Genomic DNA, 26,256 nt, shown 5'->3' on the forward strand with positions numbered 1-26,256 from the left:
GAGGGATGAGAGCGGAAAATATCCTGGGGCTTTCAGCGACCCGGCCGGTCTTTTCGTCGCCAGGTCACGAAATGCATCGCATGGCTATCCTTCTCGCCACGCGGCAGGTCCTCCTCCAGCACCTTTTCGAACACGGCCGGGTCGATGGCCGGAAAGCGGGTATCGCCCTCCACATCCGCCTGCACTTCAGTGACGTGGAGCACATCGGCCATGCCGATCGACTGACGGTAGATTTCGCCGCCGCCGATGATGCAGATTTCGTCTGCCGCGATCGCCGCCGCATGCCGCCGCGCGATCTCGAGCGCCGCCTCGAGCGAGGGCGCGACCTCGGCGCCTTCGGCGATGAAGTCGGGGTTGCGGCTGACGACGATGTTCGGCCGGCCGGGCAGTGGCCGGCCGAGAGAAGCCCAGGTTTTCCGCCCCATGATGACCGGTTTGCCGATCGTCAGCGCCTTGAAGCGCTTGAGATCGGTCGAAAGCCGCCACGGCAGGTCGCCTTCGCGGCCAATCACGCCGTTGGTCGCAACCGCGACGACGATGACGAGCTTCGGTCCGATCCTCGCTTCAGTCATGGAAGCCGCTCGGCTTGCTGTCGATCTCCCGCGCCCGCGCGAGCGCGGGGCGGTCGGTCACGACGCGAATGTAGCGGTCGATGACCTCGCTTTCCGGCAGTATCTTGCGCATCCATTGCAGCGCGCTCGCGAGCAAAAGGTCGGCCCCGCTCATCTTTTCGCCGATGAGAAAGGGCTGGCGCGTCAGCACATCGATCACATGCGCGCACATTTCGGTATAGAGCCTCGCCAGCGCTGGATTGTTGACCGTGACGCCGGAAATATGGGCAAGCGCCGTCGGTTCGATTACGCCCGCGTAATAGGCAAGCCAGGAAAGATAGGCGCCGCGCTCAGGATGGCCCGGCGGCCGCCCGAGACTGCAGTCCGGAAAGAGATCCGTGAGATACTGCACGACGGCGGCCGATTCCCAGATCAGCGTTCCATCATGCAGAAGCGCCGGTACCTGCTTGTGGGGATGCGGATTGTTTTCGTCCGGTCCGCCGGATCCGTCCCAGCGGCGGATATCGACGTAGCGGATTTCGTATTCGGCGCCGAGTTCCTCGAGCAGCCAGATAATTCGCGACGAGCGCGACAAGGGCGCATGGATCAACGTCAGCATCAAAACCTCCCGTCATCCCGGCTACGGCCGGTTATCCGAAGCATGGCTCTTCCGAACGAGCCAGACTCCGCTTCTTGATTGCAAACATATGGGCTGCCTTTGGCAAATCCACTCGAGGCCCGGATTTCGCAGGCATCCGGCTCGCGATCAAACCGCGACCGGCGCCTTGATATGTGAATCGGCTTCGTAGCCGACGAGCTGAAAGTCCTCGAATTTAAAGGAAAATATATCCTTGACCGCCGGATTGATCTCCATTCTCGGCAGCGCATTCGGCGTTCTCTCGAGCTGCAGCCGCGCCTGCTCGAAGTGGTTGTGATAGATATGCGCGTCACCGAGCGTGTGGACGAAATCGCCGGCTTTGAGCCCCGTCACCTGCGCCACCATCATCGTCAGCAAGGCGTAGGAGGCGATGTTGAAAGGTACGCCGAGGAAGATATCAGCAGAACGCTGATAGAGCTGGCAGGAGAGCTTGCCGTCCGCCACGTAGAACTGGAAAAGGCAGTGGCAGGGCGGCAGCGCCATTTCGTCGACAAGCGCTGGATTCCACGCCGAAACGATATGACGGCGGGAGTTCGGGTTGGTTTTCAAGCCCTCGATAAGCGCTGCGATCTGGTCGATATGGCCGCCGTCGGGCGTCGGCCAGGATCGCCACTGATAGCCGTAGACGGGCCCGAGTTCGCCCTTTTCGTCCGCCCATTCGTCCCAGATGCTGACACCGTTCTCCTTGAGGTAGGCGATATTCGTATCGCCTTTCAGAAACCACAGCAGTTCGTGGATGATCGACCGCAGATGCAGCTTCTTGGTGGTCAGCACTGGGAAGCCCTTCGAAAGGTCGAAACGCATCTGATAACCGAAGACGGAGCGTGTGCCGGTGCCGGTGCGGTCGCCGCGGTCGGTTCCCGTTGTCATCACATGTTCAAGGAGATCGAGATATTGCCGCATACTTGTTCGCCGCCGATTCGTTTGTCCGCTCAAAAATAGGTCGAACCGACGCGCGAACCAATGGTCCGGATGCGTTTTCCTACAGATTGATGCGCCGTGAAGGTGTGCGCCGCCACCGATGATGGCGCACTGCGGATACAGCCCCGAACCCAGGCGTTCCTGTGCAGCACCTCGGCGGCTGCGGAATTGCCGGCGGCGATCACTTCGAAGGACGCCGGTTGGCGGCGTGGTCCTGATATTGTTCGTTTCTCACCGCCCTTTCATCCAGGCCGCGCGTATCGGAATGCTGCGCTTTGTCCCGGTTGGAAAGGACGTCGTTTTCGCCCAAAACGCCCTGCTTCACTTCCGTCTGGGCGCCGCTTCCAGAACCCTTGCCCTTGTCCGGTTTCCCGACGTTCTTGCGACTGGCGTGAGCCATGGTCCGTCTCCTTCGGCTGTCTCTATGGCTGGGTGGGACGTTCAGTTTTCAGCACCCTTGTGGTGTCTGCTTTCCTGATTTTTGCCGCGCGGCATGCTGCGATCGTCATCGCTCTCGCGCGCGTCGCTGTGCTCGGTGTCGAGGCTCCGACCCTTGCGCTGGGCCCTCCGCAATGCCTCGGAACGATGCAGGTCCGCCTCGGCATTGAAATCCTTGTCCGCATTCGACGTATCCTCGCGGCCCTGGATTATGCGCCGCTGCTGCTCTTGCGTCTTTCTGCCGACCATTGCCTTTGCTCCTATTTGTTCGTCCGACCCCGCTGGCGCGGGTTCGCGCCGCCCTGAGCGGTTACGTCGTTCGCAACGTCACCTTCGATGGTGTTGCCGCGTTTCAGGAGTTCGTAATCGGACGGTCCTTTGATGCCTTTGCTACGGCCGATCCCGGGGTCCTGCTTCAGGTCCTTGTCACTGGGATGGCGTGTCTTCGGATGCTTTGATGAGGTCATCGAGCTTCCTCCTGCGCTTTTGAATTGCTGGCGCCCCCCGCTTGACGGTCAGTCGTCGTTCTCCCGGTTAACCGCACCCAGCCGCGAATGTTCCGTAATGGGTCCGATTGCTGCAGGTGGTGACGAGAGACGCGCTTGTTCGACAGAAGGGAAACAATCTCGGCGGACGATTGTTAGGCCTTATTGAATCAGATCGAACGTTCCAGCAAAACACCAGGGAGGTGACCATGAGCGCGACAGGTCTCGACGTCTTCGACAAAACCCTACAAACGACCAATATCTGGCTCGGCGAAATCATGGAGCATCACGGGCCCGACCGAAAAGTGGCGTGGCACATTCTGAATGTCGTGCTGCGGGCGTTGCGGGACAGGCTCCCCCCGGAAGTCGCCGCCCATCTCGGCGCGGAACTACCCCTGCTCGTTCGAGGCGCCTATTACGATCAATACCGCCCCAACCATCAGCCGGATAAGGCAACCCGCTCACTCGACGAGTTTCTCGCCACGATCGCGGACGGACTGAAGAATACGCGGCCGGTCAACCCGACCGAGGCGGCGAAAGCAGTCTTCCAGGTGCTGGCGCGGCACGTCGATCTTGGCCAGACGAAAAAAGTACGCGACACCTTACCGAAAGAAATCCGGGCTCTTTGGCCCGACAGCGTTGGCGCAAGCGGATAGAGAGAGAGGCCGTGAAGATGACTTCGCCTGCCCCGTAGAAGAGTGAGAGCGGCCGAGGCTCCCTTCAACGGCGGCAGCAGACACTTGGGCTCCCTCGCCCAAGCATCCGAGAGACCGGCACCCACGCCTCGTCGCATGTTTCTTCGGGGAAACTGTGAAGCTTGTCCCGGCCGGCGCACGGCGCCAGCCGGAAACATAACTGATCGCGCCTCGATCAAAGCGCCTGAAGCTTGCCGAGATTCTTGGCGACCAGATAGTAGAAGGTCACGCGCGATTTCGAGCGATCATCCGCCATCGCCTGGGCGGCCGCCGCAATCGCCGCATCCGCCTCAACCCCATCTACGCCGAGCTTCTTCTCGCACCATTTTTCCTTGACGCGCTCGAGTTCCTTGGGGTCCGACGCGGAAACGAGGGCGGAATCCTTGTTGCGAAGCGCTATGCCAAGATGGCGCACGATCTTGTTGACAACTGCTTCGTCGGCGGCGCTGTCGTATTTCTGCACGTCTGCGAGATAATCGCTCATGATGCCTCCACTTTGCACTTGCTCCGAAAAGCTGCCGCCCTTCCTCGCGAATTGCGTGCAGCAACCGAAGTCTTTTCACGCTTCTCTTGCATGTCAAGGCGTTTTGAGGCGGACCGCCTCAGCCTGACACATATCCTCACTTTCTCTGTCGATGGCCCTTTTCTTGGGCACCGGAAGCACCTATATGACGGATGCCGCTTTCGGGCGGCTATGGCGATAAACTGGCGATGCAATAAACCCATTGGACCCGGGGGCGGTACCCGGCGCCTCCACCAAAAACCGGCCCTGAAGCGCGGCCGGCTTTTGATGGGGGCGAAATAGGATCGACAAGGGTGTAAAGATCGACCTTTTGCTCGGCATTGTACCACCGTTATCGGGCTAAACTAATAGTTGCAAACGACAACTATGCTGAAGCACGTCTCGCTGCCTAACGGCGGTGCGGCACTTCAAATCAAGTCCTTCCGGGTAGCACCGTAAGGCGGGGTCCGAAGGCACCTGGCAACAGAAGCCTTCACCTTCTCCCCTGTCGTGAAATGGTCTATAGATGCTCGATAATTGACTCGTCATAAACGGACGGGCAATGAAAGAGCAGACGATGGCGCCGCTCATCCTTGGAGACGCAAGTCTCGTGTAGCGCCTTGAATCGCTGCGTGATTTTCCCGAATGGATTTCCGGTCGGAGAATCATGCAAGACAATGACTTTGAAGAGAACGGGGATCATATGGGCCAGGACCACATACGCTACGACATTCTGGCGCAGGACGCGCTTCGGGGCGTCATTCGCAAGGTGTTGGCCGAAGTCGCCGCCACGGGCCATCTGCCCGGTGACCACCATTTCTTCATTACCTTCCTGACCGGCGCTCCCGGCGTACGCCTCTCGCAGCATCTCAAGGCTAAGTATCCGGAGCAGATGACGATCGTCGTCCAGCATCAGTTCTGGGATTTGAAGGTCACCGAGACCGGCTTCGAAATCGGTCTCTCGTTCTCGGACACGCCGGAGAAGCTGGTGATCCCCTTCAATGCGATTCGCGGTTTCTACGATCCCTCGGTCAATTTCGAGCTGGAGTTCGATGTTCCAGCCGGTGAGGATGAAGAGGCTGAATCGGCGGAAATCACAGCCTATCCGCTCAGCGAAGACGACGATGCGCTGGAGGACAAGAGTTCCGAAAAGCCGGAGGGTGGTCCGAAGGGCGGCGGCGCCTCCGTCGTCTCACTCGATTCCTTCCGCAAGAAGAACTAAGCGCCCGGAGAGGTACGGGGCCATGAGCGGCGACGTCATCAATCTGCGTCAGTTCCGCAAGAAGCAGACCCGGGCCGACAAAGAGAAGCAGGCCGAGCAGAACCGTACCGCTTTCGGCCGCAGCAAGGCCGAGAAGGCGCTGACGAAAGCCCTGAACGAAAAGGCCGCGAAGGCACTCGATCAGGGCCGGCTGGAGAAATCACCGGGCACTGCAGCGCCGCGCGAAGGCTTTCCCGACCGCAAGAAGCCGTGATCGATTTTGCAGGAATGCTGGCGGCAGACCGCGCAAGCTTCCGGACGATCCTGCTCCAGCCCCAGCCCCCGAAAGTGATTCCGAGGCAAGAACTTAGTGCCATTTCGGGAATCGGAATGCCAACTGCTTGAATCGGTTTGCGAGGATGGAAAAAATCGTCAAGCACTCGGCGACATTGCACGGACACCGCACCAGCTTCACGCTTGAGGAGCCGTTCTGGCGGGAGCTGAAGGCAATCGCCAAGGACCGCGGCATACCGCTCGCCCGGCTGATTGCCGAAGTCGATGACGGCCGCGGCCCTGACGGGAACCTCTCCTCGGCCTTGCGCGTCTATGTTCTCGCCTGGGTTAAGGCGCGCGCCGATGGCGAAGCTCCGTCCTGAGCCGGACACGATTTAAGGAAACATGCAGTAGCGTTACTGCACGGTGATGTCGGGCAGCACGTCGAAATTCAGGCTCGGCCCAGAGGGCGGGCCGACATTTTGACCAGTCGTATTGCCCCCCGGAGACGGGCCGCTGCCCTGCATGCTCTGTGGTGGCGCAACAGGCGCCTGCTGTCTTCCGACGCTGCGCGGAAGCTGCCGCATGCGCAGACGCTCCTCCTCCGCGGCGCGACGCTCGGCCGCTGCGCGGGCCTCTGCCTCGGCCTTCATCCGCGCAGCCTCGACCGCGGCGGCCTGACGCCGGCGGTCTTCGACAATCGCGCGCAGCCGCTCGAGCTCCCGAGCGGCTGCGCGCGCCCGATAAAGCGCCGCCTCACGGCGCAGGCGCTGCTTTTCAAGCACATTCGCTTGCAGCGTTTCCACGCGCCGCCGTTCTCGCTCGAAGGCTCTGAGCGACAGGAAATTCGACAAGTCCGTCACATCGACCGTGACCCCCGGCGCCGCAAGCAGCCCGGCGTAACTGAAGCGGACACGCGGTTCGGCGCCCGCGAGGGCCTCTTCTCCCGGCCGGAACGTCAGATCGATCGCGCCACTCATCCGGGCGGCAGGCAGATCGAAGGATGCCTCGCCGCCGAACGCCGCGTTGCCGTCACCCGCAGTTACGTTCTGCGCCCTGACGGTGCCACCGGCTATGCTGAAGGGCACCTTCACGGCGCCGACGACCGACTGTCCGGTAAAGAGAACCCTCTCGACAGCCTGCTGGATCGCCTCCGGCGAGATCTCCGTCTTCATCGCATCGGCGGCGGCCATCAGTTGCGGCAATGCCGCAGTGTTGATGCCGTTGAGCGTCACGCCGTTGAAGGTGGCGGTGCCCGAGCCGCTCGCCGATTGAGCCATTGCCTGGGGTGTGGCGCCGGAGGCCTCCATCGCCACGGCCAGATCGAAGCGACCCGTCGCCACGGGACCGTTCGCGCGGCTCCAACCTGCCGCGCCCAGATCGCCGCCCTTGAGATCGAAACGTGAGCGGAGGAAACCCGAACCGTTGGCGTTGCCGAGCTGTAGCCGGCCCTGAAGCTTGCCGCCCAGCCAATCTCCGCTCGCTTCGTTGAGTGTGAGTTCGTCCCCCTTCCATTCCAGCTTGCCGGCAAAGCCGGTCACCGGCCCGTAAGCGCCGGGCCAGAAACGCTTCGCCGTCACGTTCAGTGCCACATCGAGACCCGTCCAGGCCGGCTGCACCACCGGCGCCCGCGACAGCCCGCCGGCCGCCGGATCCTGAACCTGCCCCAGGATACCTTCGCCGAGCCAGCCAAGATCGAGTGCATCGAAGGCGAGCTCGCCCTCGGCCTTCCCGGGGACCTTGCGGTCGATCGAGAGCGCGCCGGTGAAACTGTTCTGGTCAGCCTTTCCCTCGACGGCGGAGATCGAGACCTTGTCCGGATCGCTGGCGATTTCGGCCGAGAGCGTCACAGGCAACCCGCTGCCCATCTGTGGCAGGCCTATGCCCTGCATCAGCAGATAAGGCTCCAGGTCCTCGCTCTTCAGCGTCAGCTTTCCCTGCCCTTCGAGATAGCGCTCACGCGAGAGATCGACGACACCCTCGGCGCCGAGCGACGTCTTCTCCGTGGTGAAGGTCAGCGTTCCGTTGGCCTTCGAGCCCTCCGTACTTTGCAGCTTGACGGCCAGGATCCCGTTGGCGTCCGCGTCGAACGGCAGCGGATCGAGGCCTGCCTGTCCGAGGAGGACGGATGTCTGCGGATTTTCGAGCGTGGCGTCGAGCAGCATGCCCCGGCCGGCAAGCGCCTGGCCGATATCCGGCGCCTGGTAGCTCGCCGCGATCTTGCCGCCGTTGGCGGTACCGATCACACCGAAGGTGACGGGCGCGTTGCCTTCTTTGCTACCCGCCGTCAGGGTCACGTCCAATGCCGCATCGGCGAAATAAGGGCCTGCCTTGATGAGCCGCGCCAGGCCCGGGTGGCCGGCCGTATGCCTTCCGATCATTTCCAGGAAGGGCGTGAGTTCCTTGGCGGCCAGCTTCATCTTCGCCGAGACCACCGGCTTGTCGAGCTCTCCGCTCATCCGACCGGAGAAGGCGAGCTGAGCCCCCGAAAGAGCGCCGATCGCCACCCGCTCCGCCTGTAATTGACCGTTCTTCATGGTCAGCACGGCCTGTACGTCGCTCGCTTCCTCGCCGAAGGCCAGAAACGTTTCGGCCGAAATGTCCGCAGCGATGGCGTGCTGCAGCAATGTGCCGGTCGACGCGTCGCCGGCGATGAGGCCCGCCAGCGCCCGCAGCGCCTCCAGATCGATGCGGTTACCCTTGAGTTGCAGCGACAGGCTGGGTTGCTGCTCTGCGAAGGACTGGCGTTCGATGCGGCCCTTCAGCGTCGCTGGACCAGCCGCCACCTCCAGGCTTTCAAATTGCTGCAGCGTGTCCGTAAGGTTGACGCTTGCCGCGAACCCCGCCGTCTTCAGCTTGCGGATCGCGGGATCGACCGACCCCGCCAGCCAATTCGCGAGACCCGAGGGCTGGTTGGACGCAACGAGCACGTCGCCGCGGAAGGATCGCTGGCCTTTGAGGTTCAGCCGGCCCTTGGTCTCCAGTTGCGTACGGCCTGGCAGAAGCGCCACGGCATTTTCGACGATCCAGCCGGCACCGTCGGGCCGGACATCGAGGCGCACGTCGCGCACCGTCGTGTCGCCGATCACGATCGCCGGAAGCTTCAGGCTTGCGCGGCCCGGCACCTGCGGAATGGGAATATCGGCGGCGATCGCCATCATCGCTTCCACCCTTTGGCGGAGCGAAATGGCCGGATTGCGGCCCGTCTTCCCGCCGCTGCCGGAATTGCCGATGCGGCTGACATCGATCTGCTGGCCATCGGCGATCAACAGGAACGTCTGGTCTTTGCCGGTGTCTAGCGTCGCCTCGCCCGTGACGATGTAGGGATCATCCGGAGGGCCTATCTCGAAATGGTATTCCGGCACGCGGATGCTTTCGTTGGTGAGCTGGAACTGGCCGTTGATCCGCAGCGCGCCGGCTTTGGCTTCGCTTTCAGGCCGGTTTTCCGTGAGCGTGAAGCGGCCGCCATAGACAGGCCTGAAGTCGACGACCTTGAGATCGCCGTCGAGCTCGACGCCGAATGGCCGCTTATCCGGCGTCAGCCGCGCCCGGAGGCTCAGTGCTCCCTCTTCGTCGACTGCATTGCTGGCAAAGGAGAAGCTGCCCGCCTCCCCGTCGAGCGCCGCACGTCCCTCGATCTTCCAGGGTCCGGCCAACGAGCGCGCTGAAAGGGCTGCCGAAAGATCGGTGACGCGGCGCGTGCGCCCCGTCTGCTCATCCACGAACTCGATCTCTCCGTCGACGATCTCGACCTTCTCCAGGACGACCGTCTTGGCGGGTATTGCCGAGCGGGGCCCCCGCGCCCAGTCGAGCGTGCCGTCCGGCTGCAGCCGGAGTCTTGCCTTTGGCCGGTCGAGCCGCATGTCGAAGATCAGCGCCTCGCCGCTCAGGAAGGGCGCGAGCTCCGCACTCATCGAAAATTGCGCTACCTGGATCAGCGGCGGTCCGCCGTCCGTCGCTCCGACACGCACGTCGTTGAGCGTGACCGTCGGAAAGGGAATGAGCCGCGCGTCGACGCTGCCATGCACGACCACCGGCTTGCCCATGATGCGGCTCGCCTCGCGCTCGAAGTCGTTGCGGAAGCTGGTCCAGTCGATGAACAACGGTGCGATCAGCGCCGCAAACAGCGCAGCAACCAGCAGCCCGCCGATAGTAACCAGGATTCGCGCCAGCACCGTGTCACATTCCCATCAGTTCGTTCGCGCCTCTGCTTTGCGGGTAGGACCCATTCTGCCGGCGTCAGGCAAAAATCTTGCCTGGATTGAAGATGTCGTCCGGATCGAGAGAACGCTTGATCTGTCGCATCAGATCCAGCGCATCGCCGAGCTCGGCCGCGAGAAACGGCATCTTGCCCTGCCCGATCCCGTGTTCCCCCGTGCAGGTGCCGTCCATCGACAGCGCCCGCGCATTCAGCCGCTCGACGAAGGCCTCCGCCCGCGCCACATCGGCCGCATCCTTGTCGTCGAAAAGCAGCCCGACATGAAAATTGCCGTCGCCGGCGTGGCCGACGATCGGTGCGATCAATCCGTGCTGCGCGATGTCCTCGTGCGTTGCCGAGACACAATCGGCAAGCCGCGAGATCGGCACGCAGACATCGGTGGCGAGGATGGCCCGCCCGGGCATCAGGCTCTTCTGTGCCCAATAGGCGTTGTGCCGCGCCTTCCAGAGTTGCGCCCGCTCTTCCGGATTGGTCGTCCAGATGAAACCTGTAGACCCGAATTCCGACGCTATTTCGGCGAACTGGCGCGATTGCAGCTCGACGCTTTCCGCGCTGCCGTGAAACTCGACGAATAGCGTTGGCGTTTCCTCGTAGCTCAAGCCGGAATAGGCGTTACAAGCCTTCATCTGCAGTGCATCGAGCAACTCGATGCGTGCGACCGGAATGCCGGACTGGATCGTCAGGATCACGGCGTTGCACGCATCGGCAATCGTCGGAAACGGGCAGACGCCGCCGGAAATCACCTCCGGGATGCCCTGGAGGCGCAACGTGATCGAAGTGATGATGCCGAGCGTGCCTTCGGCACCGACGAAGAGCCGCGTCAGGTCGTAGCCGGCCGACGACTTGCGTGCCCGATGGGCGGTCTTGATCTCGCGCCCTCCGGCGACGACCGCCGTCACGGCGAGCACGTTTTCCTTCATCGTACCGTAGCGCACCGCATTGGTGCCGGACGCCCGCGTCGAGGTCATGCCGCCAATCGAGGCGTTCGCGCCAGGGTCGATCGGAAAGAAGAGCCCGGTGTCGCGCAGATAGGTGTTGAGCTCCTCCCGTGTCACGCCGGGCTCGACCGTGCAGTCCAGATCCTCCGCATTGACGGCGAGCACGCGGTTCATCCGCATCATGTCGACCGAAATGCCGCCATGAGGCGCGTTGACGTGGCCTTCGAGCGACGATCCCGCCCCGAAGGCGATGAGCGGCACCCGGTGTGTGCTGGCGAGTTCGACGATTTCGCGCACCTCGGCAGCATTTTCCGGGAAGACGACCGCGTCCGGCAGTTGCGCGGGAATGTAGGTTGTCGTGTTGGCGTGCTGGGCGCGGATCGCCGCGCCCGTCTGGAATCGATCTGCGAAGCGCGCCGCCAGAAGCGTCTTGACCGCGGCGATGCCGCTCTCGTTCCTGACGCCCGCCTTGATTGCATTCAACGCCACGAAAAACGCCCCTTCTCAATCTCGCCGCGAGCGTCTTCGTCAACACCCGGAAATCGTCGTAACGTTCTGAACGTCCGCATAATTTATCCCCAATTCGAACCCGAATTAAGGCTGTATCGCAAGCCGGAACGAGCGGCCGAAATCGGACATGGTGGCCGAGCCGGATCGATCCGTCGCCATCGGCAAGCCGCCTCCCCCCGCACGCGTCCAGCAGATGCAAGACAGGAGCACATCTCCCGACCGAGTGGGAAGCGCTTACAATTCAAGGCGCTACTGTGCAAATCGGAATCACTTTGTCCAGAAGTTCAAGTCGTCTGCGATCGCCGCGCCGCGTGAAATCACCGTCGGTGATACCGGCTTGTCACAAGTCGACGGAATCGCCCGGGCGTCACGAACGCCGGAATGCGCAGGAGAATGCAGCTTTTGTTTGCGGGCTTATGGAGTATGATGTCGAGAAACGGGAGAACGTCGCATGTTCGGGCTGCTTGCTTTGATCACGGCGTCAATTTTCTTCGGCGCTGCCATTTACATCAACGTGGCTGAACAGCCGGCGCGGCTTAGCTTGGACGGCGGCGCAGCGCTCCGCGAATGGGGGCCTGCCTACCGGCGCGGCTTTGAAATGCAGGCGCCTCTTGCCATCATTTCCTGCCTCCTCGGTGCGGCGGCCTGGTGGCAGACGGGCAATCCGCTCTGGGGCTTGGGGGCAGCGGTCATCATCTTGAACTGGCCCTATACGCTCTACATCATCATGCCCATCAACGAGCGGCTGGAGACGACACAGCCGGACCAGGCGAACGCGGAGACCCGCGAGTTGATTGCGCGCTGGGGCAAACTCCACGCCGGCCGCAGTGCTCTCGGCGCTGCCGCCACCGCGATCTACCTCATCGCTGCCGCCGATGGGGTTTGAGCACCGGCGCCGTCCCTGCACCCGATCAGACCTAGAGCGCGGCGGCCGCGTCCATTTCCTCGTGTAGCTTACGCTCCTCGTCAGCATGCGGCTTGGTGAAGCGCGCGATGACGAGATAGGCGACCGGCGTCAGGTAGAGTGTGACGATCACCGCAAGGCCGAGCCCGCCGACGAGCACCCAACCGAGCGCGATGCGCGCCTCTGCACCGGCGCCGCTCGCCAGCACCAGAGGCACGGCGCCGACGACGGTCGCGATCATCGTCATCATCACCGGCCGCAGACGGATATTGGCGGCATTCTCGATGGCGCTTCGCACATCCTGGCCGCGGTCGCGCAGCTGATTGGCGAATTCGACGATCAGGATGCCGTTCTTCGCCATGATGCCGACCAGCATGACGAGGCCGATCTGGCTATAGATGTTGAGCGTGTTGCCGGTCATGATCATCGCAAAGACGGCGCAGGCAAGGCCGAGCGGCACCGTCGACATGATGATGAGGCCGCTGATGAAGCTCTCGAACTGCGCCGCAAGCACCAGAAAGATGATGACGATGGCGAAGCCGAAGGTAACGAAGAGGCCGCTGGCATTCTCGTCAAGGGTCGCAGCTTCGGCAAGCGGCATCACCCGCGAACCGGGAGGCAGCAGCGGCTCGGCCATTTCCTCGACCATCGACAGCGCCTCGCCGAGCGCGAGATCGGACTTCAGGCCCGCCGAAAGCGAAACGGCGCGAAGCTGGGATTCGCGCGCGAGCTGCGGCGCGACGGCCTTCTCCTCGATCGAAGCGATCGTCGACATCGGAACGATGCGCCCATCGCCGGCCTTGACGAAGATGTTCTGCAGGTCCGTCGGGTCGTTGAGCGGCATAGTGGAGGAGAGCAGTTTGACCGGGTAGGCCTCGCCTTCCACGAAAATGTCGACAACGCTGCTGCCGTCGAGCATCGCCTGCATCGCCCATGAAAGGGCGCCGATGTCCACGCCGAGATCGGAGGCCCGCTCGCGATCGATCGTCACCGACAACTGCGCCTGGTTGGCCTCGTAGTTGAGCCGGACATTTTCGAAACGACCGGTGTCTTCTATCGCCCGCACGAGCTTCGCCGCCGCATCGCCGAGCTTCGTGTAATCATTGCCGACGAGCGCGACCTGAAGGCCGCTGCCGGCACCACGAATGCCGAGACTGTTCGACTGTATCGTGAAGGCGCGGACGGAGGGGATGGCATTCGTCACCTTGTTGATGTCGGCGACGATCTGCTGTTGCGTCCGGTCGCGCTGTTCCCAGGGCGCAAGCGTCAGCACCATGAAGCCGCTATTGGCCGAGCCGCCCTGGCCGGAGATCGAAAACAGGTTGCTGATCTCGCCGGATTTCACCAGCGGCTGCAGACCCTCCTCGATCCGACGCATCTGGGCCTGGGTATATTCGAGCGAGACGCCCTGCGGCGCGTTGATCCGGAGCATCACCTGCGACCGGTCCTCGCTCGGCGTCAGCTCGGACTTGAGCGTCAGAAAGCCTGCGGCCCCCGCCAGCGTGAAGAAGGCGGCAACGACGAAGACCACGAGCGGCGCGTTGAGGCAAGCGCGAAGCGTAACCCTGTAGAAAGCGGCGGCGCGTTGGCCGAAGCGCTGCATCACGCCCTGATGCGAATGCGCCTCGCTCGTCAGCATGCGCGAGGCGAGCATCGGGCAGAGCGTCAGCGATACGAAGGACGACAACAGGATCGAGAAGGCGAGCACAAAGCCGAACTCACGGAAAAGCCCTCCCGTCTGCCCCGGCAGGAAGGAAAGCGGCACGAAGACCGCCGCGAGCGTCGCCGTCGTGGCGAGCACGGCGAAGAAGACCTCGAGCGTGCCGTGGACGGCGGCGGCCCGGGGCCTGAGCCCCTCCGCCCGGCGGCGCACGATGTTTTCCAGGACCACGATCGCGTCATCGACGACGAGGCCGGTCGCGAGCACGATCGCAAGCAGCGTCAGAATGTTGATCGAGAAGCCGGCGAGATAGATCGCCGCCAAGGTTCCGATGAGCGCGATCGGCATGGAGATTGCCGGAATGAGCGTCGCGCGCCAGTCGAGCAGGAAGAGATAGATGACGAGCGTGACGATGAAGACGGCGACTGCGAGCGCGATCTCCACTTCGTGGATCGCTCCGTTGATGAAGACCGCATCGTCACTGGTGATCTTGAGCTCGGTTCCGGGCGGCAGGATATCCGAGGAGATCGTGTCGACGACCTTGCGCACGCCCTCGGAAATATCGACCGTGTTCGACTGGGCTTGGCGGATGATGCCGAGGCCTATGCCCTGGCGGCCGTTGGAGCGGAGCGCCGAGGTGCCGGTGTCCGGGCCGAGCGTCACGGTTGCGACGTCGCGAAGCCTGACATTGTTGCCGAGGATCAGATTTTCGAACTGCTCGGGTGTTTGCAGGTCCGCCGTCGCCCGCACGGAGATGTCCTGACTGGCACTCGTCAGCGAGCCCGCCGGCACGTCGTAGGCGGCATTGGAGAGCGCTTCGCGCAAATCGGCGACGGTGACGCCGCGCCCCGCGAGTTTCGCCTGGTTGACATCGATGCGGAAGATCTTCTCCTGATCGCCGTAGACGGTGACGTCGGCGACGCCCTCGACGGCCGCCAGCCGGTCGCTGATCTCGTCCTCGACGAGCAGCGTCATGTCTTCCATGCTCATCGTGTCGGAGGTAAGCGCGAGCCGCATGATCGGCTGGCTGTCGGAATCCGCCTTCACGATCCGCGGCTCGTCGGCATCGTCCGGCAACTGACCGGCAACGCGGCCAAGCGCGTCGCGGATGTCGTTCGCGGCCTGGCCGATATCGGTCGTGTCGGAGAATTCCAGTGTCACTCGACTGCGGCCGAAGGAGGAAGACGACGAAATTCCCTTGATGCCCTGGACGCGCGAGACGGCCCCCTCGATTACCGAGGTCACCTCACGGTCGATCGTTTCCGGCGAGGCGCCTTCGAATACAGTGGTCACCGAAACGACGGGCTGGTCGATCTGCGGCAGTTCGCGGATTTCGATGCCGTTCCAGGCGGCAAGCCCGGCAACGACGATCAGCGCGTTGACCACCAGGGCGAAGATCGGCCGGCGGATGAAGAGCGCCGTGAACCCGGTCTTTCCCCCCTGATTGCCGCTCGGGTGGTAGCCCCCCATGCCGATATTCATTGCGCTTCCCCCGCGACCTTCTGCTCGGGCTCGGAGCGCGTCTCGCCGGCAATGCGCACTGCGCCGCCATCGCGAAGGCGCTGCACGCCTTCGGTCACGACACGGTCACCCTCCGTGATTTCCGCGTCGACGAGAACCTTGTCGGGATTGCGCTGAATGATCTTGACCGGCACGCGTTCGCTCTTGTCGCCATTGACCCGCCAGATGTAGGACCCTTCGGCGCTCCACTGGATCGCGAGCGGATCGACGGTCGGATAGCGGTCGCCGTCGAAGGCCATGGTGACCGAAAAAGACATGCCGGCGCGGAGCATGTCGTCGGGATTCTGGAGCCGCGCCCGCACCCGGAGCGTACGGCTCGCCTGGTCGAGGCGGTTGTCTATCGCGTGGATGACGCCTTCGAGCCCCCGGCCCGGAAGCGCCATCGCGCTCGCCGTCACCGGTTGGCCGACGAAGATCTTGCCGGCGAAGCGTTCCGGCACCCAGAAGTCGACGAGGATTTCGGAACGGTCGTCAACGACGGCGATCGGCGTGGAGGTCGTGACGTAGTCGCCGACATTAACGGTGATGATGCCGACGACGCCCTTCGAGGGAGCGACGATATTGCGGCGCTTGAGGTCGAGCTCCGCCGTTCTCAGCGCCAATTCTGCCGCCTGCAGCGCGATTTCGGCGTCTCGCACTTCGACCGCCGTTACAGCGCGCGCGGTGCTGAGATTGCGGTAGCGGTCGACCTTTTCCTGGGCACTGTCGCGCGTGAGGCGAGCCTGCTCAGCCGCAATCACCTGGTCGTCGCTGTCGAGCCTGGCGATCACCTGTCCCTCCGCGATCCTGTCGCCGGACTTTACGAGGATTTCCGTGAGGTTGCCGGTTGCGGTCGGCGTCACCGTGACGGAATGGATCGCCTCGCCGTTGCCGATGGCGTTGAGCCTGTTGTTGACGACCGCAGTCGCTGCAGGCCTGACGACCACGAGCGGCGCATCCGCGAAGCCGCGCCCGCCCTGCCCGCCTCCGCCGTTGCGCGACCCGCCGCCCTTTCCCTCGCCGCCCTGCGGCTGCGACAGGGCATCGATCAGGGGATGAGAAACACCGATCGCTGCCAGTGTCTCGCCCGCCCCCGGCGCAAAACGCAACCATGCGACGCCCCCCACCGCGAGAACGACGACGCTGACCGCGAGTTGCTTCCATATGCGCATTCATGTCTCCAAAAGAAAACGCGCCCGAACGCGGCGCGCACCGACGGAACGTTCCGATTTGCTCCTGAGTATCTTTATTTGCGGGCCTTCGGGCAATGTCGGAGTGCCATCATTACGCAATTGTAATAAAAGCGAATTTGTTGGCGGCACGATGGCCGGCGCGGCCGCCACGAAACCAAGGGACTTTGGTGGATAGTAGCATATTTACAGCCTTCGCGGCTCGGCTATTCTGCTTCTCGCCAGTGGCAGTCTCGATCGGCTTCCGACTTTCGCCATGGGGAGAAAAGCAATGTGCGATGCATGCGTCATCGAGCAGGTAAAGCAGCGGATGTTGTCACGGCGCGGCTTTTTCCGTGCGGCCGCGGCCGGTACGGCGGGCATTGCCGCAGCCGGCATGGGACTCGCTCCGCCGGCACTGGCCGCCGGTCATAGCAGCGTCACCGATCTCACCCATGAACTCCACGAAGAGTTTCCGACCTATTTCGGTCAGCAGCAATTCTTCCGCGAGCAGAAGTTCAAGTATTCGGAACACAAGCTCAACCTTTTCGAGCTCCGCGTGAACGAGCATACCGGCACCCATGTAGACGCGCCGCTGCATTTCTCCGCCGACGGCCTTTCTGTCGCGGAAATCCCGGTCGAAAAGCTCGTGGTGCCGCTCTGCGTCATAGACATCCGCGAGAAGGCCTCATCCAATGCGGATGCGCAGGTGACACCGGACGACATCAAGGCGTGGATCGCGGCCAACGACGATATCCCGGAAAACGCCTGCGTCGCCATGCTCTCCGGCTGGGCCGCCCATCTCGGCACCGACAAGTTCCGCAACGCCGATGCGGCGGGCAAGCTGCACTTCCCCGGCTTCCACGTGGAGGCCGCGAAGTTCCTGCTCGAGGAGACCAAGGCGGCCGGCATCGCCGTCGATACGCTCTCGCTCGACCACGGCATTTCATCCGACTTCGCCACCCATAACGCCTGGCTGCCGGAGGGTCGCTGGGGGCTTGAGGCCACCGCCAATCTCGACAACCTGCCGCCCAAGGGTGCAACACTCGTTCTCGGCGCGCCGAAGCATCGCGGCGGCACCGGTGGTCCCGCCCGCGTCTTCGCGCTGGTTTGAGTAACATCCGAGGAGAAGCATGAGCACAGTCGCACCGCCGCCCGATCCCGAGGCCGATCCGCGCATCAAGGCGGTCTTCGACGATATCCGCGCCACGCGGAAATCGGACTTCATCAACAATATGTGGCTCTGGCTCGCGTTCGATCCGGACCTGTTGGAGCGCACCTGGGCGGAGGTCAAGGCGGTGATGGCGACGCCGTCGGCGCTCGAGCCGGTGGTCAAGGAAATGCTCTATATTGCCGTGTCCGTGACCAACGGCTGCGGCTATTGCATCCATTCGCACACGGCATCCGCCAAAGCCAAGGGCATGACGGAGGCGGAGCATGCGGATCTCTTGCGCGTCATCTCGCTTGCCGCCAAGACGAACCAGCTGGCGACCGCGTTGCAGGTGCCGGTCGATGCGGCGTTCGACGCCACGGGCGATAACGGCTCAAAATACCGGAGCTGAAAACGCCAGTCTTTCCACAGGCTTGTCCGGCCAGGTAAAGACTCCGGAATAAAAGAAGAACATCCTTTCTGGCCTTTCGGTCCCGAATCACTACATTGGGCCGCATGAGCAACGGTTTCGACGACATTCCCTTCTTCGACGAGGAGCCGGCGCCGCGCAAACCTGCGCCCGCCGCCGGCGGCATCGCGGCGCGCGCAATGGCCGCCCGAGACAAGGCCAAGCATCCCGACTATATCGCCGGTCTCAATCCGGAGCAGCGCGAAGCCGTCGAAACGCTCGAAGGCCCCGTGCTGGTGCTGGCCGGCGCCGGCACTGGCAAGACGCGCGTGCTGACGACGCGCATCGCCCATATCCTTTCGACCCGCCGCGCCTATCCCTCGCAGATCCTCGCGGTGACTTTCACCAACAAGGCCGCGCGCGAAATGAAGGAGCGCATCGGCGTGCTCGTCGGCCATGCGGTCGAAGGCATGCCCTGGCTCGGCACCTTCCATTCGATCGGCGTCAAGCTCCTGCGCCGCCACGCCGAGCTCGTGGGCTTGAGGTCCGACTTCACCATTCTCGACACCGACGACGTCGTGCGCCTCATCAAGCAGCTCATCCAGGCCGAAGGGCTCGACGACAAGCGCTGGCCGGCCAAGCAGTTCGCCGGCATGATCGACACCTGGAAGAATAAGGGGCTCGATCCGTCACAGATCCCGGAGGGCGACGCCCGCGCCTTCGCCAACGGCAAGGGCCGCGAGCTCTATGCCGCCTACCAGAACCGGCTCATCACACTGAATGCCTGCGACTTTGGCGATCTGCTGCTACATCCGATCCGCATGTTCCGCGCCAATCCGGACGTGCTGAAGGACTATCACGACAAGTTCCGCTACATCCTCGTCGACGAGTACCAGGACACCAACACGGCGCAATACATGTGGCTGCGGTTGCTTGCGCAGCGGCCTCGCTCGTCCGAGCGATCTGGCGCAGGAAATCCGGGCGAAGCCCGAGCCGCCGAAGGCCGGCCGGACGCCGTTTCGTCTGCCCCCGCGGAGCGTAGCCGCGCAAGCGGCGACAGCGTGAGCGCGAAGAAACCCACACAACAAATCAATATTTGTTGTGTGGGCGACGACGACCAGTCGATCTACGGCTGGCGCGGCGCCGAGGTCGACAACATCCTTCGCTTCGAGAAGGATTTCCCCGGCGCCAAGGTCATCAAGCTCGAGCGCAACTACCGCTCGACCGAGCATATCCTAGGCGCCGCCGCGCACCTGATCGCCCACAACGAAGGCCGGCTCGGCAAGACGCTCTTCACCGAGCGCACCCATCCGGACGACGAGAAGGTCCATGTGCATGCGGCCTGGGATTCGGAAGAGGAAGCCCGCGCCGTCGGCGAGGAGATCGAGCAGCTCCAGCGTCGCAAGCACAATCTGAACGACATTGCCATTCTGGTGCGCGCCTCGTTCCAGATGCGCGAGTTCGAAGACCGCTTCGTGACCCTCGGTCTCAATTACCGCGTCATCGGCGGCCCGCGCTTCTACGAGCGGCTCGAGATCCGCGACGCCATGGCCTATTTCCGCCTCGTCTGCCAGCCTGCCGACGACCTCGCCTTCGAACGCATCGTCAACACGCCGAAACGAGGCCTGGGCGACACCACCGTGCGCACCCTCCATGACTATGCCCGCGCCCGCGACATTCCGATGCTCGCCGCCGCAACCGAAATCATCGAAACCGACGAGTTGAAACCGAAGGCGCGCAAGGCGCTGTTCGACGTCGTCACCGATTTCCGCCGCTGGCAGACATTGCTCGAGACGACGCCGCACACGGAGCTTGCCGAGCAGATCCTCGACGAGAGCGGTTACACGGCCATGTGGCAGGCCGACAAGTCGGCCGAGGCCCCGGGCCGTCTCGAAAACCTGAAGGAGCTGATCCGCTCGATGGAAGCCTTCGAGTCGATGCGCGGCTTCCTCGAGCATGTCGCGCTCGTCATGGATGCCGAGCAGAACGAGGACATGGACGCCGTCTCCATCATGACGCTGCACTCGGCCAAGGGCCTCGAATTCGACACCGTGTTCCTGCCGGGCTGGGAGGAAGGGCTTTTCCCGCACCAGCGCGCCCTCGACGAAGGCGGCCGCGCCGGACTCGAGGAGGAGCGCCGCCTCGCCTATGTCGGCATCACCCGTGCAAAACGCCGCTGCCACATCTGGTTCGTTTCGAACCGCCGCATCCACGGCCTCTGGCAATCGACCATGCCATCGCGCTTCCTCGACGAACTGCCGATCGATCATGTCGAAGTCGCGGAACAGGACGTTTCCTACGGCGGCTACAACCGCGGCGGCTACGGCCAGTCGCGCTTCGACAAGGCCGACCCGTTCGAAAATACCTACCAGACGCCCGGCTGGAAGCGCGCCCAGCAGCATCGCTCCGACGCCACCCGCGACAACTGGGGCACCCGCTCCGGCCATGCCGTCGAGCGCATCGGCTACGGCGAATCAGGCCCGCGCACGCGCACGATAGAAGGCGAACTCGTCGCCAAGTCGACGACCACCGAGCCCTCCCGCTTCAATGTCGGCGACCGCGTCTTCCACCTGAAATTCGGCAACGGCAACATCGCCGCGATCGAAGGCAACAAGCTGACGATCGACTTCGACCGCGCCGGACAGAAGCGCGTGCTGGATGGGTTCGTGGAGAGGGTGTGATCGGGGCGTGGAGTTCCGGCCCGCAGGCGCTGTCGCTCCCAGGCCTCAAATTACCATGCGGTACATTACGAAACCCGACTTCTCGGCCACCTTGTCATAGAGCCGCATCGCCTTGAGGTTCGACTCGTGGGTGAGCCAGTAGACGCGTGAGGTGCCGGCGCGTCTTGCCGCCTCGAAGACACCGTTGATCAGCGCCTCGCCAACGCCTCGTCCTCGCGCTGCCTCGTTGATGAAGAGATCCTGGAGGTAGCAGTTCGGTTGGATGGAAGTGGTGGTGCGGTGGAAAATATAATGCGTGAGCCCGATCAGCCGCCCCTTGCTGTCGGCGACCAGCGCATGCATCGGCTCATAGGCATCGAAGAAGCGCGACCAGGTCATGCGTGTGATATCCGGAGCGAGCGCGCTTTCGCCCGAGCGTCCGTAAAATGCATTGTAGCCCTCCCAAAGGAGAAGCCACTGGTCGTAATCGCTCCGTACGGCCGGGCGGATGGAGAGGTTGTGTTCGCTCATCTGCAGCCTCACCGAAAGCGCGTTTGCGGGGCGACAGCATAGCCTCTCGGTTTGGCGCGGTCTACGCGCTACAGCGCCGCGCGTCTTATCAGACGCGCAAAGGTCGCTGTAGCACTTTGAATTGCTGCATGTCTTTGTCCTTAAATCGAGGTCGACTTAGGAGACATGCAGTAGCGCGCATCGGCATCGCATCGCCTCACGCCGCTCTGGCGCGCTTCAGAAGCGCGATCACTTCGGCATCCGTCGTCTGCTCGAAATCGTCGTAATAGATGCTGACGGCGTGGAACGGCTCGGGCGTTGCGAGGCAGACGATCCGGTCCACCTTGGAGCGCAGGCTTGCGATCGCGCTCGGCGGCGCAACCGGTACCGCGAGCATCAGCGCGGCGACGCCCGCCTGCCGCAACGCCTGCACCGCCGCTTTGGCCGTGCCGCCGGTGGCAATGCCGTCATCGACGATGATGATATTGCGCCCCTTCGGCGAAATGCGCGGACGGTCGCCAAGATAGAGGGCGCGGCGGCGCCGAAGCTCGGCCCGTTGGCGTTCCGTCTCCTCCGCCACATAAGCCTCGGAGGGCCGCACCATACGCATCGCCTCGGCGTTGAGTACGAGTTCGGGCTCGTCGCCATCGACGAGCGCGCCGAGCCCGAACTCGGCATGGCCGGGTGCGCCGATCTTGCGGACGATCAGGAGTTCGAGCGGCGCGCCAAGGATCGCCGCCACTTCGAAAGCGACCGGCACGCCGCCGCGCGGCAGCGCCATCACCACGGGATCGGCAAACTCCTCCTTCTGAATGGCGTTCGCGAGCTTTCGGCCAGCATCGGCTCTGTCGGCGAAAATTAAGCTCTCATAGAACATGGCATTCGCTCCGGACCACAGCCGTCGGATTCGGCCGATCAAGGTCATAAGGGTGATCACCTCCTGATCGGGACGAAGGCCGCGGCACGCTTCGGTTCGCGCTCGACCCGCGCGTAAACTGCAACCCAGTGGACAACTGGTTTGATGCGAGACAATCGCTAAAATTGCAGCGAAGTTTGCCGGCTTTCGTTAAGGCGCCATGGGTACCAATTGGCCTCGCATATTGGCTTAAACACAAGCCGCATTTTATTTTATCACGACAGGCCGCATCGAAATGAGCTTTCTTCCCGCCATCTCGGTTACAGCACTCTTGGCGATACAGCCGCTCCTGTTGTCTCTGCGCCGCTCGGCCGTTGCCGGCGTGCGGGACTTCTCGAAAGCCTGCGCGCTTTGCGCAGTCGCGGTCGGTGTCATGGCCGTCGCGACGACTTTGCACATGCCGCTCGCCGCCCTGCTCGGCTATGCGATACTGACGCTCGCCTTCTTCTTCATCCTTCGAGGCTTTCGCCGGTTTCTCGCCTTGCGCATTCCGGCCTGGGTTTGTCCCCTGCTGGCGGCCTTTGCCGGCACAACCGGATTCATCATCACGCTTGGTGGTGACGAGAGTCTCGCCGCCCGTGTGATCGTCCTGACCGGTCTAATCGCCGCTCCACTACTCTCTGCAGGCCTGATGGTGGTCGATCGCTCGCAGGAACGAAACCCGGTGATCCAGGCCGCCATCATAGGCTCCGTCCTCGTTGGCTGCGCCGCTCTCGCTCATGTTCTCGGCGCCGCACCGGGGCGTTCGCCAGAGCTCTGGGGTGCGCCCGCAGACACCGTCTTCGAGTTCGCGGTCGCCGCCATGAAAGCGCTCTTCCTGCCGTTTCTCTTTCTCGCCGTCATCCTCGCGGTGCAAAACCGGATGATGGCCGGGCTCAGGGCGGCGATCGCCCGCGACGGGCTGACGGGCGCGCTTTCGCGCGGCGCGCTGATCGAAGCCGGGGAACAGATGATCGCCGACTGCCACGCCCGTCGTCGGGCGCTCGCGTTCCTTCTGCTCGATCTCGACTATTTCAAGCAGATCAACGACCGCCACGGTCATGCCTGCGGCGACATGGCGCTTGCCCATTTCGCGGATGTCGTCTTGAGTTTCCTCGGCGGACGTGGCGTGTTCGGGCGGATCGGCGGCGAGGAGTTCGGCATCGTCCTGCCGCACCACACGGAGGAGCAGGCGACGGCGCTCGCCGAGGAAATCTGCCGCATCGTGCGTGAAACGCCAGCCGGACGCGGCCACCGGCGCATTGGGCTGACGGTCAGCATCGGTATCGCGGCCGCGGCGCCGGGCGACACGATCACGGAGGTGATGATCCGAGCCGATCTGGCCCTCTACGAATCCAAAGCCGACGGCCGCGACCGGTGCTCGGTCGCGAAACGCCGGGAGATCGACGCCAGTACCCGCGCCCTGGCGGCCGCCGCCGCACAGTTGCGGGAAGCCGATGCCTTTCGCCAGGAATACGCCCGCCAGATAGCGTGAATTCCGGAGCTGGATGGGAAGAACGAACCTCTTCGCCCCTGTTCGACCGGTGAGCGGGATGCCTCCGCTTTCGCGCGAGCGCCTTGCATTGCCGTAGCGGCCGCCTATCTGAACGGAGCAGTTCTTTGGAGGACATTCATGTTGCGCCGCTTCCGCACCTTGCTTTTCGCCGGCCTCGCCATCTCGGCCGCCGCTACCCTCGCCGCTCGCGCCGAAACGGTCGGCCAGGTCGGTGTCGACTGGCTCGGCAACGACATCAAGATCGATGCCGTACGCGATCCCAAGGTCAGCGGTGTGACCTGTCACGTCACCTATTTCGACCGGAGCGTCATCGATCGCCTCAAAAACGGCAACTGGTTTGAGGACCCGTCGAACAATTCGATCGCTTGCCGTCAAACGGGACCGATCGCTATCGGCGATATTGACCTGTCGAGGGAAGGCGAGGAAGTGTTCCGCTCCGGCTTGTCGCTGATCTGGAAGGACCTGCTGGTGACCCGCATCTACGACAAGGCAAACGACACGCTGATCTACCTCGCCCACTCCCGTCAACTGACGGATGGATCAGCCAAGATGTCCATCACGACGGTGCCGCTCTTCGGTCAGCAGGTGACCTGGGAGAAAGGCAGGCCGCAATAGTCCCCCGGCTTCAGGGAGCTGGAGCGGAATGGCCTTGCCGCTATCCGCTCCGGCTGAAGGTACCTTTCCGATCTTATCGTGCCGGTGGGATGATACCGCGATAGTAGTCGCCCTCACCAGTTTCATATCTTTCCTGGTAGGTGCCGCTCGGATTAATGGCGCGACGGCCGTCGATACTGCCGGTTGCCGTCGGATCGACAAACGATGGGTTGGGATTCTGTGGCCGCATGCGCACTTGATTCTGGGTTCCGGGAGGATTGTGCGGGTCGAGGCCCTGATAATAGGTGTCCGCAAAGGCCGGTACAGCAACTCCAGCAACCGCGGATGAGAGGACGAATGCGGCGAATGACGTTTTCAGAGAAACTCTCATGGCATTAGCTCCTATCTCCGTTCGGCATCCTGTCCTCGTGACGGATGCCGTGGTGACAGCATACGGCCTCCTACGAATGCTGCTGTTACCAGGATAACACCTTTCAGAGCGGTGGCTCGCGACCAACAATCACTTGTTTCGTCACGTTTGCTCATGCAACCGTGATGCAGATTACGCAACTGTAACTTGACTAGGCACCCCCGGGCCGTGTCTTAGCCGCCGTGAAAGCGGGGTGGTGCAACCCACCGGACGCGGGCCATGCTCGACACTGATCACGAAGCCTGTGGCCAATTTCACCCCGAAAGCGTCGCCCGCATACTACAGCACGCCGCGCGTCTTATCAGACGCGCAACAGTCGCTGTAGCGCTTTGAAACGCTGCATGTTTTCAAAGCATGCGGTAAGCCCGGGCAGCAGACCGCTTAGGGCCTCGGCGCCGGGGGAGTGATACCCTGATAGAAGTCGCCTTGGCCGCCACCCTGGTATTCATTCATGTAGTGCTCGCGTACCCGGCCCGGTGCCACGCTGATGCTGCCGGTGGGCACGGGATCGACGTAGACGCGGCGCATGGGCACGGGGTCAACATAAACGCTGCCAGTGGCCATCGGATCAACGTAGATGCTGCCGGTCGGCGCCGGATCGACGTAGTACGGGCCCTCGGCCATCGGTACCAATACCGGTCCTGTGTTTTGGGTCCCCGGTGGATGATGCGGATCGGCGCCCTCATAAAAGTTCGTGGCCGAGGCCGGCACGGCAGCTCCGGCTAGCGCGGATGAGAGGACGAATGCAGCGAAAGATGTTCTGAGCGAAACTGTCATGTCGTTGCTCCTGTCTGTTTCGGCATCCAGCCTCCAGGCGGATGCCGTGATCATCAGCATAGGGCTCTCCTCACCAATGCTGCTGTTTTGATAACTCGTTTCCCGTGCAGGGGTTCCTGGCACGCGGCTACCGGGTTTTCACGTTTTTGCGTTCGCGCTATGCAAAAGGCCCGCTTCCGCGGGCCTTGCACTCAGCTGCGCGAATTCTCTTGTTTCAGAGGCCCTTAGGCGGCCTGCGCCAATTCCTCGGCGATGACCGTGTCGAGGTTGAGGAAGCAGACCATCGATTTTTCGAGCGCCACGATGCCGCGGCAGAAGGCGCGCTGCGCTTCCGGAATGATCTCCGGCGCGGGTTGCAGGTCTTCGCTGCGGATCGTCATCATGTCGGAGACCTGCTCGACCAAGAGGCCGACGAGCTTGCCGTTGATGTCGGTGACGATGATGGCCGAGCGTTCCGAAGGCTCGGTCATCTTCATGCCGAGGCGGCAGGCCATGTCGATGACCGGGATCACCGCGCCGCGCAGGTTGATGAGACCGAGCACGTAAGGCGGGGTGTGCGGCATCGGCGTCACGGGCGCCCAGCCGCGGATTTCGCGGATCGCCATGATGTCGATGCAAAACTCCTGGTCCCCGAGGTGGAAGGACACGATTTCGAGATAGGCGCCTGACTGCTTGATTGCGTTGCTCATGA

Annotated in this window: 26 protein-coding genes and 1 other RNA gene; 11 read left to right on the plus strand and 16 right to left on the minus strand. The window is 63.0% G+C overall.

The window, feature by feature from the left end:
- Positions 1-32 precede the first annotated feature (32 nt).
- The 6 genes from AYK65_RS10375 to AYK65_RS10400 all read right to left on the minus strand — a co-directional run bounded on the left by AYK65_RS10375 (position 33) and on the right by AYK65_RS10400 (position 3,035).
- Positions 33-572, minus strand: coding sequence for a dihydrofolate reductase (locus AYK65_RS10375; protein WP_026617728.1), 540 nt, complete (start codon positions 570-572; stop codon positions 33-35).
- On the minus strand, positions 565-1,170 hold the full coding sequence (locus AYK65_RS10380; RefSeq protein ID WP_046120731.1) for a glutathione S-transferase family protein: 606 nt from the start codon (positions 1,168-1,170) through the stop codon (positions 565-567). Before AYK65_RS10380 ends, AYK65_RS10375 begins: the two co-directional genes overlap by 8 nt.
- A 147-nt stretch (positions 1,171-1,317) precedes the next feature.
- Positions 1,318-2,112, minus strand: coding sequence for a thymidylate synthase (locus AYK65_RS10385; RefSeq protein ID WP_081158308.1), 795 nt, complete (start codon positions 2,110-2,112; stop codon positions 1,318-1,320).
- Between the two features lie 199 nt (positions 2,113-2,311).
- Entirely contained in the window at positions 2,312-2,530 is a 219-nt protein-coding gene (locus tag AYK65_RS10390; RefSeq protein WP_046118889.1) for a hypothetical protein, read from the minus strand.
- Between the two features lie 41 nt (positions 2,531-2,571).
- Positions 2,572-2,817 (minus strand): hypothetical protein, encoded by a 246-nt coding sequence (locus tag AYK65_RS10395; protein ID WP_081158309.1) that lies wholly within the window; start codon positions 2,815-2,817, stop codon positions 2,572-2,574.
- A gap of 11 nt (positions 2,818-2,828) precedes the next feature.
- Positions 2,829-3,035: a hypothetical protein gene (locus tag AYK65_RS10400; RefSeq protein ID WP_026621656.1), complete on the minus strand. Its 207-nt coding sequence runs from the start codon at positions 3,033-3,035 to the stop codon at positions 2,829-2,831.
- Positions 3,036-3,262: 227 nt separating this feature from the next.
- Here AYK65_RS10400 and AYK65_RS10405 point away from each other — a divergent pair, with 227 nt between their 5' ends.
- Complete coding sequence (locus AYK65_RS10405; protein ID WP_026617734.1) at positions 3,263-3,709, plus strand: DUF2267 domain-containing protein; 447 nt, start codon at positions 3,263-3,265, stop codon at positions 3,707-3,709.
- A gap of 214 nt (positions 3,710-3,923) precedes the next feature.
- On the opposite strand, the gene AYK65_RS10410 is transcribed toward AYK65_RS10405, so the two are convergent.
- Complete coding sequence (locus AYK65_RS10410) at positions 3,924-4,232, minus strand: DUF2853 family protein (RefSeq protein WP_046118887.1); 309 nt, start codon at positions 4,230-4,232, stop codon at positions 3,924-3,926.
- 154 nt (positions 4,233-4,386) lie between these two features.
- On the opposite strand from AYK65_RS10410, the gene ssrA reads away from it, so the two are divergent.
- From ssrA to AYK65_RS10430, 4 genes are all read left to right on the plus strand, one after another.
- Positions 4,387-4,748, plus strand: a transfer-messenger RNA (tmRNA) gene (ssrA, locus tag AYK65_RS10415).
- Positions 4,749-4,953: 205 nt separating this feature from the next.
- Positions 4,954-5,472, plus strand: a complete 519-nt coding sequence (locus AYK65_RS10420; RefSeq protein ID WP_026617736.1) for an SspB family protein — start codon at positions 4,954-4,956, stop codon at positions 5,470-5,472.
- Positions 5,473-5,494: 22 nt separating this feature from the next.
- Positions 5,495-5,725, plus strand: a complete 231-nt coding sequence (locus AYK65_RS10425) for a DUF4169 family protein (RefSeq protein ID WP_081158310.1) — start codon at positions 5,495-5,497, stop codon at positions 5,723-5,725.
- 145 nt (positions 5,726-5,870) lie between these two features.
- Entirely contained in the window at positions 5,871-6,107 is a 237-nt protein-coding gene (locus AYK65_RS10430; RefSeq protein WP_081158311.1) for a ribbon-helix-helix domain-containing protein, read from the plus strand.
- Between the two features lie 33 nt (positions 6,108-6,140).
- Here the strand turns inward: AYK65_RS10430 and AYK65_RS10435 are convergent, their stop codons facing one another.
- Both AYK65_RS10435 and AYK65_RS10440 read right to left on the minus strand, forming a co-directional pair.
- Positions 6,141-9,899 (minus strand): AsmA family protein, encoded by a 3,759-nt coding sequence (locus tag AYK65_RS10435; RefSeq protein WP_139793165.1) that lies wholly within the window; start codon positions 9,897-9,899, stop codon positions 6,141-6,143.
- A gap of 64 nt (positions 9,900-9,963) precedes the next feature.
- Complete coding sequence (locus tag AYK65_RS10440) at positions 9,964-11,370, minus strand: FAD-binding oxidoreductase (RefSeq protein ID WP_046118885.1); 1,407 nt, start codon at positions 11,368-11,370, stop codon at positions 9,964-9,966.
- 472 nt (positions 11,371-11,842) lie between these two features.
- Here AYK65_RS10440 and AYK65_RS10445 point away from each other — a divergent pair, with 472 nt between their 5' ends.
- Positions 11,843-12,277 carry an anthrone oxygenase family protein gene (locus AYK65_RS10445; protein ID WP_026617741.1) on the plus strand — a complete coding sequence of 145 codons (435 nt, stop codon included), beginning with the start codon at positions 11,843-11,845 and terminating at the stop codon, positions 12,275-12,277.
- A gap of 31 nt (positions 12,278-12,308) precedes the next feature.
- On the opposite strand, the gene AYK65_RS10450 is transcribed toward AYK65_RS10445, so the two are convergent.
- Positions 12,309-15,437 (minus strand): efflux RND transporter permease subunit, encoded by a 3,129-nt coding sequence (locus tag AYK65_RS10450; protein WP_081158312.1) that lies wholly within the window; start codon positions 15,435-15,437, stop codon positions 12,309-12,311.
- Positions 15,434-16,627, minus strand: a complete 1,194-nt coding sequence (locus tag AYK65_RS10455; protein WP_046118884.1) for an efflux RND transporter periplasmic adaptor subunit — start codon at positions 16,625-16,627, stop codon at positions 15,434-15,436. The genes AYK65_RS10450 and AYK65_RS10455 overlap by 4 nt, the downstream gene beginning before the upstream one ends.
- A gap of 289 nt (positions 16,628-16,916) precedes the next feature.
- On the opposite strand from AYK65_RS10455, the gene AYK65_RS10460 reads away from it, so the two are divergent.
- The 3 genes from AYK65_RS10460 (at position 16,917) to AYK65_RS10470 (ending at position 20,864) form a co-directional block, all read left to right on the plus strand.
- Positions 16,917-17,738 carry a cyclase family protein gene (locus AYK65_RS10460; protein ID WP_081158313.1) on the plus strand — a complete coding sequence of 274 codons (822 nt, stop codon included), beginning with the start codon at positions 16,917-16,919 and terminating at the stop codon, positions 17,736-17,738.
- Between the two features lie 19 nt (positions 17,739-17,757).
- Positions 17,758-18,186, plus strand: a complete 429-nt coding sequence (locus tag AYK65_RS10465) for a carboxymuconolactone decarboxylase family protein (protein ID WP_026617745.1) — start codon at positions 17,758-17,760, stop codon at positions 18,184-18,186.
- Positions 18,187-18,290: 104 nt separating this feature from the next.
- Complete coding sequence (locus AYK65_RS10470; protein ID WP_081158314.1) at positions 18,291-20,864, plus strand: ATP-dependent helicase; 2,574 nt, start codon at positions 18,291-18,293, stop codon at positions 20,862-20,864.
- Positions 20,865-20,909: 45 nt separating this feature from the next.
- Here the strand turns inward: AYK65_RS10470 and AYK65_RS10475 are convergent, their stop codons facing one another.
- Together AYK65_RS10475 and AYK65_RS10480 are read right to left on the minus strand one after the other, a co-directional pair.
- Positions 20,910-21,374, minus strand: coding sequence for a GNAT family N-acetyltransferase (locus AYK65_RS10475; RefSeq protein WP_026617747.1), 465 nt, complete (start codon positions 21,372-21,374; stop codon positions 20,910-20,912).
- Between the two features lie 196 nt (positions 21,375-21,570).
- Positions 21,571-22,230, minus strand: coding sequence for a phosphoribosyltransferase (locus AYK65_RS10480; RefSeq protein ID WP_081158571.1), 660 nt, complete (start codon positions 22,228-22,230; stop codon positions 21,571-21,573).
- Between the two features lie 274 nt (positions 22,231-22,504).
- Between AYK65_RS10480 and AYK65_RS10485 the strand changes: the two genes are divergently transcribed.
- Positions 22,505-23,743 carry a GGDEF domain-containing protein gene (locus tag AYK65_RS10485; RefSeq protein ID WP_081158315.1) on the plus strand — a complete coding sequence of 413 codons (1,239 nt, stop codon included), beginning with the start codon at positions 22,505-22,507 and terminating at the stop codon, positions 23,741-23,743.
- A gap of 138 nt (positions 23,744-23,881) precedes the next feature.
- Positions 23,882-24,379 (plus strand): CreA family protein, encoded by a 498-nt coding sequence (locus AYK65_RS10490; protein ID WP_046118881.1) that lies wholly within the window; start codon positions 23,882-23,884, stop codon positions 24,377-24,379.
- A 73-nt stretch (positions 24,380-24,452) separates the two neighbouring features.
- Here the strand turns inward: AYK65_RS10490 and AYK65_RS10495 are convergent, their stop codons facing one another.
- The 3 genes from AYK65_RS10495 to AYK65_RS10505 form a co-directional block, all read right to left on the minus strand.
- Positions 24,453-24,749 carry a hypothetical protein gene (locus tag AYK65_RS10495; RefSeq protein WP_081158316.1) on the minus strand — a complete coding sequence of 99 codons (297 nt, stop codon included), beginning with the start codon at positions 24,747-24,749 and terminating at the stop codon, positions 24,453-24,455.
- Between the two features lie 420 nt (positions 24,750-25,169).
- Positions 25,170-25,565 carry a hypothetical protein gene (locus AYK65_RS10500; protein ID WP_046118930.1) on the minus strand — a complete coding sequence of 132 codons (396 nt, stop codon included), beginning with the start codon at positions 25,563-25,565 and terminating at the stop codon, positions 25,170-25,172.
- A gap of 224 nt (positions 25,566-25,789) precedes the next feature.
- A complete protein-coding gene (locus AYK65_RS10505) occupies positions 25,790-26,254 on the minus strand; it encodes a chemotaxis protein CheW (protein ID WP_026617752.1) in 465 nt (154 codons plus the stop codon).
- Between the last annotated feature and the right edge of the window lie 2 nt (positions 26,255-26,256).

The sequence above is a fragment of the Ensifer aridi genome (assembly GCF_002078505.1).
Classification (GTDB): domain Bacteria; phylum Pseudomonadota; class Alphaproteobacteria; order Rhizobiales; family Rhizobiaceae; genus Sinorhizobium; species Sinorhizobium aridi.

What these genes read in the sequence shown, in the direction of transcription:
- AYK65_RS10375 (WP_026617728.1), bottom strand. Translation starts at nt 572, where the DNA reads ATGACTGAAGCGAGGATCGGACCGAAGCTCGTCATCGTCGTCGCGGTT.
- AYK65_RS10380 (WP_046120731.1), bottom strand. Translation starts at nt 1,170, where the DNA reads ATGCTGACGTTGATCCATGCGCCCTTGTCGCGCTCGTCGCGAATTATC.
- AYK65_RS10385 (WP_081158308.1), bottom strand. Translation starts at nt 2,112, where the DNA reads ATGCGGCAATATCTCGATCTCCTTGAACATGTGATGACAACGGGAACC.
- AYK65_RS10390 (WP_046118889.1), bottom strand. Translation starts at nt 2,530, where the DNA reads ATGGCTCACGCCAGTCGCAAGAACGTCGGGAAACCGGACAAGGGCAAG.
- AYK65_RS10395 (WP_081158309.1), bottom strand. Translation starts at nt 2,817, where the DNA reads ATGGTCGGCAGAAAGACGCAAGAGCAGCAGCGGCGCATAATCCAGGGC.
- AYK65_RS10400 (WP_026621656.1), bottom strand. Translation starts at nt 3,035, where the DNA reads ATGACCTCATCAAAGCATCCGAAGACACGCCATCCCAGTGACAAGGAC.
- AYK65_RS10405 (WP_026617734.1), top strand. Translation starts at nt 3,263, where the DNA reads ATGAGCGCGACAGGTCTCGACGTCTTCGACAAAACCCTACAAACGACC.
- AYK65_RS10410 (WP_046118887.1), bottom strand. Translation starts at nt 4,232, where the DNA reads ATGAGCGATTATCTCGCAGACGTGCAGAAATACGACAGCGCCGCCGAC.
- AYK65_RS10420 (WP_026617736.1), top strand. Translation starts at nt 4,954, where the DNA reads ATGGGCCAGGACCACATACGCTACGACATTCTGGCGCAGGACGCGCTT.
- AYK65_RS10425 (WP_081158310.1), top strand. Translation starts at nt 5,495, where the DNA reads ATGAGCGGCGACGTCATCAATCTGCGTCAGTTCCGCAAGAAGCAGACC.
- AYK65_RS10430 (WP_081158311.1), top strand. Translation starts at nt 5,871, where the DNA reads ATGGAAAAAATCGTCAAGCACTCGGCGACATTGCACGGACACCGCACC.
- AYK65_RS10445 (WP_026617741.1), top strand. Translation starts at nt 11,843, where the DNA reads ATGTTCGGGCTGCTTGCTTTGATCACGGCGTCAATTTTCTTCGGCGCT.
- AYK65_RS10450 (WP_081158312.1), bottom strand. Translation starts at nt 15,437, where the DNA reads ATGAATATCGGCATGGGGGGCTACCACCCGAGCGGCAATCAGGGGGGA.
- AYK65_RS10455 (WP_046118884.1), bottom strand. Translation starts at nt 16,627, where the DNA reads ATGCGCATATGGAAGCAACTCGCGGTCAGCGTCGTCGTTCTCGCGGTG.
- AYK65_RS10460 (WP_081158313.1), top strand. Translation starts at nt 16,917, where the DNA reads ATGTGCGATGCATGCGTCATCGAGCAGGTAAAGCAGCGGATGTTGTCA.
- AYK65_RS10465 (WP_026617745.1), top strand. Translation starts at nt 17,758, where the DNA reads ATGAGCACAGTCGCACCGCCGCCCGATCCCGAGGCCGATCCGCGCATC.
- AYK65_RS10470 (WP_081158314.1), top strand. Translation starts at nt 18,291, where the DNA reads ATGAGCAACGGTTTCGACGACATTCCCTTCTTCGACGAGGAGCCGGCG.
- AYK65_RS10475 (WP_026617747.1), bottom strand. Translation starts at nt 21,374, where the DNA reads ATGAGCGAACACAACCTCTCCATCCGCCCGGCCGTACGGAGCGATTAC.
- AYK65_RS10480 (WP_081158571.1), bottom strand. Translation starts at nt 22,230, where the DNA reads ATGTTCTATGAGAGCTTAATTTTCGCCGACAGAGCCGATGCTGGCCGA.
- AYK65_RS10485 (WP_081158315.1), top strand. Translation starts at nt 22,505, where the DNA reads ATGAGCTTTCTTCCCGCCATCTCGGTTACAGCACTCTTGGCGATACAG.
- AYK65_RS10490 (WP_046118881.1), top strand. Translation starts at nt 23,882, where the DNA reads ATGTTGCGCCGCTTCCGCACCTTGCTTTTCGCCGGCCTCGCCATCTCG.
- AYK65_RS10495 (WP_081158316.1), bottom strand. Translation starts at nt 24,749, where the DNA reads ATGAGAGTTTCTCTGAAAACGTCATTCGCCGCATTCGTCCTCTCATCC.
- AYK65_RS10500 (WP_046118930.1), bottom strand. Translation starts at nt 25,565, where the DNA reads ATGACAGTTTCGCTCAGAACATCTTTCGCTGCATTCGTCCTCTCATCC.
- AYK65_RS10505 (WP_026617752.1), bottom strand. Translation starts at nt 26,254, where the DNA reads ATGAGCAACGCAATCAAGCAGTCAGGCGCCTATCTCGAAATCGTGTCC.